At 60.1% G+C, this 6,000-nt stretch carries 12 protein-coding genes and 1 pseudogene; all 13 read right to left on the reverse strand.

Features of this window, described 5'->3' with window-relative positions; translation table 11 throughout:
* Window positions 1-35 precede the first annotated feature (35 nt).
* Window positions 36-314 (reverse strand): 30S ribosomal protein S17, encoded by a 279-nt coding sequence (gene rpsQ, locus BLR29_RS26510; RefSeq protein ID WP_008642939.1) that lies wholly within the window; start codon window positions 312-314, stop codon window positions 36-38.
* On the reverse strand, window positions 311-505 hold the full coding sequence (gene rpmC, locus BLR29_RS26515; protein ID WP_092141243.1) for a 50S ribosomal protein L29: 195 nt from the start codon (window positions 503-505) through the stop codon (window positions 311-313). Before rpmC ends, rpsQ begins: the two co-directional genes overlap by 4 nt.
* A gap of 11 nt (window positions 506-516) precedes the next feature.
* Window positions 517-933, reverse strand: a complete 417-nt coding sequence (rplP, locus tag BLR29_RS26520) for a 50S ribosomal protein L16 (RefSeq protein ID WP_006576240.1) — start codon at window positions 931-933, stop codon at window positions 517-519.
* A gap of 2 nt (window positions 934-935) precedes the next feature.
* Complete coding sequence (rpsC, locus tag BLR29_RS26525) at window positions 936-1,742, reverse strand: 30S ribosomal protein S3 (RefSeq protein WP_092141246.1); 807 nt, start codon at window positions 1,740-1,742, stop codon at window positions 936-938.
* A 9-nt stretch (window positions 1,743-1,751) separates the two neighbouring features.
* Window positions 1,752-2,081, reverse strand: coding sequence for a 50S ribosomal protein L22 (gene rplV, locus BLR29_RS26530; protein ID WP_092141249.1), 330 nt, complete (start codon window positions 2,079-2,081; stop codon window positions 1,752-1,754).
* A gap of 9 nt (window positions 2,082-2,090) precedes the next feature.
* A complete protein-coding gene (gene rpsS, locus BLR29_RS26535) occupies window positions 2,091-2,366 on the reverse strand; it encodes a 30S ribosomal protein S19 (RefSeq protein WP_039007581.1) in 276 nt (91 codons plus the stop codon).
* 22 nt (window positions 2,367-2,388) lie between these two features.
* On the reverse strand, window positions 2,389-3,219 hold the full coding sequence (rplB, locus tag BLR29_RS26540) for a 50S ribosomal protein L2 (RefSeq protein ID WP_039007585.1): 831 nt from the start codon (window positions 3,217-3,219) through the stop codon (window positions 2,389-2,391).
* Between the two features lie 2 nt (window positions 3,220-3,221).
* The gene (gene rplW, locus BLR29_RS26545) at window positions 3,222-3,536 is read right to left on the reverse strand and encodes a 50S ribosomal protein L23 (RefSeq protein ID WP_092141252.1); all 315 of its coding nucleotides are present in this window, start codon (window positions 3,534-3,536) and stop codon (window positions 3,222-3,224) included.
* Window positions 3,533-4,153 (reverse strand): 50S ribosomal protein L4, encoded by a 621-nt coding sequence (rplD, locus tag BLR29_RS26550; protein ID WP_029047583.1) that lies wholly within the window; start codon window positions 4,151-4,153, stop codon window positions 3,533-3,535. Before rplD ends, rplW begins: the two co-directional genes overlap by 4 nt.
* 12 nt (window positions 4,154-4,165) lie before the next feature.
* Complete coding sequence (rplC, locus tag BLR29_RS26555) at window positions 4,166-4,810, reverse strand: 50S ribosomal protein L3 (RefSeq protein ID WP_092141255.1); 645 nt, start codon at window positions 4,808-4,810, stop codon at window positions 4,166-4,168.
* Window positions 4,811-5,095: 285 nt separating this feature from the next.
* On the reverse strand, window positions 5,096-5,302 hold the full coding sequence (locus tag BLR29_RS26560; RefSeq protein WP_092141296.1) for a DUF3079 domain-containing protein: 207 nt from the start codon (window positions 5,300-5,302) through the stop codon (window positions 5,096-5,098).
* Between the two features lie 218 nt (window positions 5,303-5,520).
* A complete protein-coding gene (gene rpsJ / locus BLR29_RS26565) occupies window positions 5,521-5,829 on the reverse strand; it encodes a 30S ribosomal protein S10 (protein ID WP_006160488.1) in 309 nt (102 codons plus the stop codon).
* An 81-nt stretch (window positions 5,830-5,910) separates the two neighbouring features.
* Window positions 5,911-6,000 (reverse strand): annotated as a pseudogene (locus BLR29_RS26570) (elongation factor Tu); the annotation flags it as partial.

A 6,000-nucleotide genomic window follows, 5' to 3' on the forward strand; every position in this document is an offset into this window, starting at 1 on the left:
CCCTGGACTTGCAAGTCAACCAAGAACTGTTGTTCTTAGATGACGCGAGCAGCTTCTACCAGCCGGGAAACCACCCAGGACTTGGTCCGCGACAGCGGACGCGTTTCCTGGATCTCGACCTTGTCGCCTTCCTTGTACTGGTTGGCTTCGTCGTGTGCGTGGTACTTCTTGGAACGCAGCACGTACTTGCCGTACAGGGGATGCTTGACGCGGTTTTCGATCAGGACCGTGACGGTCTTGTCCATCTTGTCGCTAACGACACGGCCTACGAGAGTCCGGCGAAGCGACGTTTCAGTCTTTGCAGCTTCAGTCATTTCGCGTTCGCCTTTTCGCTCAGCACGGTTTGCACACGCGCGATGTCCTTGCGCACCTTCTTCAGCTGGCTGCTGTTCTGCAGCTGCTGGGTGGCCTTTTGCATGCGCAGGCTAAATTGGGCCTTCAGCAGCTCGGAGAGCTCCTGGTTCAGGCCTGCGGCGTCCTTGCCGCGAAGTTCGGATGCTTTCATCCCTGCTCTCCTTACGTCCCGACCTGACGCACCACGAAATTCGTGGCGATCGGCAGCTTGGCGGCCGCAAGGCGGAACGCCTCACGCGCCAGCTCTTCGCTCACGCCATCCATTTCGTACAGCATCTTGCCCGGCTGAATCTCAGCCACGTAGTATTCCGGATTGCCCTTACCGTTACCCATACGGACTTCGGCGGGCTTCTTCGAAATCGGCTTGTCCGGGAAAATCCGGATCCAGATGCGGCCGCCACGCTTGATGTGACGGGTCATCGCACGACGTGCCGACTCGATCTGACGCGCGGTCAGACGACCACGTCCCATTGCCTTCAGGCCAAATTCGCCGAAAGACACGGCGTTGCCACGGGTAGCCTTACCCGTGTTGCGGCCTTTCTGCTCCTTGCGATACTTCCTGCGCTTAGGTTGCAGCATTCTTATTCTCCACTCTTCGCATCTGCGCCAGGTGCAGCGCGGCGACCGGCGCCAGCACCGGCGCCACCGCGACGGTTGCCACCCGGGCGGCCGCCTTCGCCTTCACGGCGACGACCTTCCGGACGACCCGGGCGACGACGACGGTCTTCCTGGGGTTCTTCCACCACGGGCGCTTCATTGCGACCCAGGTGATCACCCTTGTAGACCCACACCTTGACACCGATGATGCCGTAGGTGGTTTCGGCTTCGGAGAAGCCGTAGTCGATGTCGGCGCGCAGGGTGTGCAGGGGCACACGACCTTCGCGGTACCACTCGGTACGCGCGATTTCGATACCGTTCAGACGACCCGAGCTCATGATCTTGATGCCCTGGGCACCCAGGCGCATCGCGTTCTGCATCGCACGCTTCATTGCGCGACGGAACATGATGCGACGCTCGAGCTGTTGAGTAATCGAGTCGGCGATCAGCTGCGCATCGGTTTCCGGCTTGCGGATTTCCTCGATGTTCACGTGCACGGGCACACCCATGCGACGTTGCAGTTCGGCCTTCAGCAGTTCGATGTCCTCACCCTTCTTGCCGATCACCACGCCCGGACGCGAGCTGTAAATGGTGAGACGGGCATTGCGGGCAGGACGCTCGATCACGACACGGCCAACCGATGCGTTCTTGAGCTTCTTCTTCAGAAAGTCGCGAACTTCGATGTCTTCTTTCAGCATGCCGGCGAACTTCGTGTTGTTGGCGTACCAACGCGAAGCCCAGTTACGGCTGACGGCCAGACGGAAGCCAGTCGGATGAATCTTCTGTCCCATCGTGACTCCTTAGTTGCCGAGCGTCACAGTGATGTGACAAGTTTGTTTCTCGATGCGGTTGCCGCGGCCCTTTGCCCGTGCGGTGAAGCGCTTGAGCGAGGTCGCCTTGTCGACGAAGATCGACTTGACCTTCAGGTCGTCGATATCGGCGCCTTCGTTGTGCTCAGCATTGGCGATGGCCGACTCGACCACCTTCTTCACGATCCCGGCAGCCTTTTTCGGGCTGAACGTCAGGACATTGAGCGCGCGCTCGATCGGCAGACCACGGATCTGGTCAGCGACCAGGCGCGTCTTCTGGGCGGAGATGCGGGCACCGCGATGAATCGCTTTCACTTCCATGATGGCACCTTACCTCTTCGCTTTCTTGTCAGCCGCATGGCCCTTGAACGTGCGGGTGAGCGCAAATTCGCCGAGCTTGTGGCCAACCATGTTTTCCGTAACGTACACCGGCACGTGTTGACGGCCGTTGTGAACGGCGATCGTCAGGCCGATGAACTCCGGCAGAATGGTCGAGCGACGCGACCAAGTCTTGATGGGCTTCTTGTCCTTGCCGCCCGTGGCCGCTTCCACCTTTTTCAGCAGGTGGGCGTCACAGAACGGACCCTTTTTTGCGGAACGTGTCATGTTCTAGGCTCCTACCTACCGATTAACGCTTGTGGCGCTTCTGCACGATCATGCTGGCAGTGCGCTTGTTGCTGCGGGTACGGTAACCCTTGGCCGGGGTACCCCACGGGGAAACCGGATCGCGACCAGCGGCGGTCTTGCCTTCACCACCACCGTGCGGGTGGTCCACCGGGTTCATCACCACACCGCGAACGGTCGGGCGAATACCACGCCAGCGAGTTGCACCGGCCTTGCCGATGACGCGCAGGCTGTGCTCTTCGTTGCCCACTTCACCGATGGTGGCGCGGCACTCGATGTGCACGCGACGCACTTCACCGGAGCGCAGACGCACCTGAGCGTACACGCCTTCACGGGCCAGCAGCACGGCGGAACCGCCTGCAGCGCGGGCGATCTGGGCACCCTTGCCAGGCAGCATTTCCACGTTGTTGATCGTGGTACCGACCGGGATGTTGCGGATCGGCAGGTTGTTACCAGCCTTGATCGGCGCTTCCGAGCCATTCAGCAGCGACTGGCCGGCAACCATGCCCTTGGTGGCGATGATGTAGCGACGCTCGCCGTCGGCGAACAGCACCAGCGCGATATTGGCGCTGCGGTTCGGATCGTATTCCAGACGCTCGACCTTGGCGGGGATGCCGTCCTTGTCGTTGCGCTTGAAATCGACCACGCGGTAGTGGTGCTTATGACCACCGCCCTTGTGACGGGTGGTGATGTGGCCGTTATTGTTACGGCCCGACTTCTGGAATTGCTTTTCCAGCAGCGGTGCGTGCGGCGCGCCCTTGTGCAGGTCGTTGTTCACGACCTTCACCATCGAGCGACGGCCCGGGGAAGTCGGCTTGGTCTTGACGAGTGCCATGATTACTTGGCCTCCGCTTCAAAATTGATTTCCTGACCCGGCTTCAGCGACACGTAAGCCTTCTTTACGTGGTTGCGACGGCCCATGAAGCGGCCAAAGCGCTTTTGCTTGCCCTTCTGGTTCAGGATCTGAACGGACTGCACCTCGACCTTGAACAGCAGTTCGACGGCGGCCTTCACTTCTGCCTTGTCGGCATCGCGAGCCACTTCGAACACAACCTGTTCATTCTTGTCGGCGACCAGGGTTGCCTTTTCGGAAACCACCGGCGCGAGCAGCACCTGCATCAAACGATGATCGTTCTTGGCTACTTGCGTCATTTCAGCAACTCCTCGATCTGCGCGACAGCCGCCTTGGTCACCAGCACTTTCTTGTAGTGCACGAGCGACAGCGGATCAGCCTGACGCGGCTCCACAACAGCCACGTGCGGCAGGTTGCGGGATGCCAGGTAGAGATTTTCGTCGAGGCTATCGGTGATGATCAGCACCGAGTCCAGGCCCATGGCCTTGAACTTGTCGGCCAAGAGCTTGGTCTTGGGCGCATCGACGGTGAAACCGTCCACCACATTGATACGACCTTCACGTGCGAGCTGCGAGTAAATCGAGCGCATACCAGCACGGAACATCTTCTTGTTGACCTTCTGGCTGAAGTTCTCTTCCGGCGAATTCGGGAAGATACGGCCGCCCCCGCGCCACAGCGGCGAGGAAGACATACCGGCACGAGCACGGCCCGTACCCTTCTGGCGCCAAGGCTTCTTGGTCGTGTGCTTGACCTCTTCACGATCCTTCTGCTTACGGTTGCCGCTACGAGCGTTGGCCTGGTAAGCAACTACGATCTGGTGAACGAGGGCTTCGTTGTAGTCACGGCCGAACACTTCGGGCGACGCGGCAACGCCGGCGCCGATTTGACCGTTGTCCTGGAGGAGCTTGAGTTCCATTACATGCGCTCCTTAAGCTTTGGCCTTGACGGCCGGAGTAACGATGACCTTGCCGCCCTTGGAACCGGGGATGGCGCCCTTGACCAGCAGGAGCTTGCGCTCTGCGTCGATCTTGGCGATTTCCAGGTTCTGGACGGTGCGGGTGACGTCACCCAGGTGACCCGTCATGCGCTTGCCGGGAAACACGCGGCCCGGATCCTGCGCCATACCGATGGAACCCGGCACGTTGTGCGAACGCGAGTTACCGTGGGAGGCACGACCCGATGCGAAGTGGTAGCGCTTGATGGTACCGGCGTAGCCCTTACCGATGCTCACGCCCTGCACGTCGATCTTCTGACCAACCTGGAACAGGTCGACAGACAGCGAGCTGCCAGCTTGCAGCTCGGCAGCCTTGGCTGCATCGATGCGGAATTCTTTGATGACTTCACCGGCTTCCACGCCGGCTTTGGCGAGGTGACCCGCCAGCGGCTTGGTGACGCGGCTTGCGCGCCGGCTGCCGAAGGTGACTTGAACCGCGGTGTAACCGTCGGTCTCGTCCGTCTTGATTTGCGTCACGCGGTTGTCGCCGACCTCGACCACGGTAACGGGAATCGAATCACCGTCGTCCGTGAAAATACGGGTCATGCCAACCTTGCGACCTACAAGGCCAAGGCTCATGGTTTGCTCCATTCCCAGCTGCGATTGGCCGGGGCTGATTAATACACGAAAACTGTGTGAGTGCGGGTTGCGCGAAAGAGATTGCGCACGACCAAAACGGTCCCCACTACCCGGAGAAACGGGTAGCCTTACACTATATCGCACTAACTTGGAAAGGGCAACATGCGATGCGCTTTTTCCTCTGCGGTGCATGCTCACGTGTTTTTTTGCGGCGTTTCCAGCATAAACACGGTGCGATGCACGAGATAGCGTGCGAATCGGTGAGCGGGAATCGTGCTGTGGCGGTCAGTCGCTGACGTTCGGGCCGGTGCGATCCGGCGCCTCCAGCCCCCAGTCGCCGAAGTCCAGCCAGTCATCGCCGAGTAATTCGAGCGGATGCTGCGTGCGGCCCGAACCATTGCCGCATCCCATGGCATCCGCCGGGCAATATTTATCGCAGCCCCAGCAGATGCGCTCGGGGTGCTTGGGATGGAGAGGAAACTTCTTTGCCATCGCGGTCGGCTGAAACAGGTTCGGGCACATGCCCCACCCGTTGACGTATAGCCTAGACGCCGCTGCCCCACTCGTCCGATTGCACGAGATTTGGCACAGATCAAATTCGTGATGCCCGCCCAACCGAATTCAACCTGGCTCGCTCCAAAGCAAAAACGGCGAACTCACGTTCGCCGTCTTCTTGCTGCAACAAGCCGGAGACTCCGGCCCGAAGCACCTTACACCTTGATCTCGACGTCCACGCCGGCCGGCAGATCCAGCTTCATCAGCGCGTCAACGGTCTTGTCCGTCGGGTCGACGATGTCCATCAGGCGCTGGTGGGTGCGGATCTCGAACTGATCGCGGCTGGTCTTGTTGACGTGCGGCGAACGCAGGATGTCGAAGCGCTGAATGCGCGTCGGCAGGGGCACCGGGCCCTTGACGATTGCACCGGTGCGCTTGGCGGTATCCACGATTTCGGCGGCCGACTGGTCGATCAGCCGATAGTCGAAAGCCTTCAGGCGGATACGGATCTTCTGGTTCTGCATGATATTTCCTTGAAAGAGCGATGGGCGTTCGTGCCCAGATGAAAGGGGACATGTCCGAAGACATGTCCCAGGAACAACTGCTTAGTCGAGGATCTTTGCCACGACGCCGGCGCCGACGGTACGGCCGCCTTCACGGATAGCGAAGCGCAGACCTTCTTCCATGGCGATCGG

The sequence above is a fragment of the Cupriavidus sp. YR651 genome (genome assembly GCF_900101625.1).
Taxonomy (GTDB): Bacteria; Pseudomonadota; Gammaproteobacteria; order Burkholderiales; family Burkholderiaceae; genus Cupriavidus.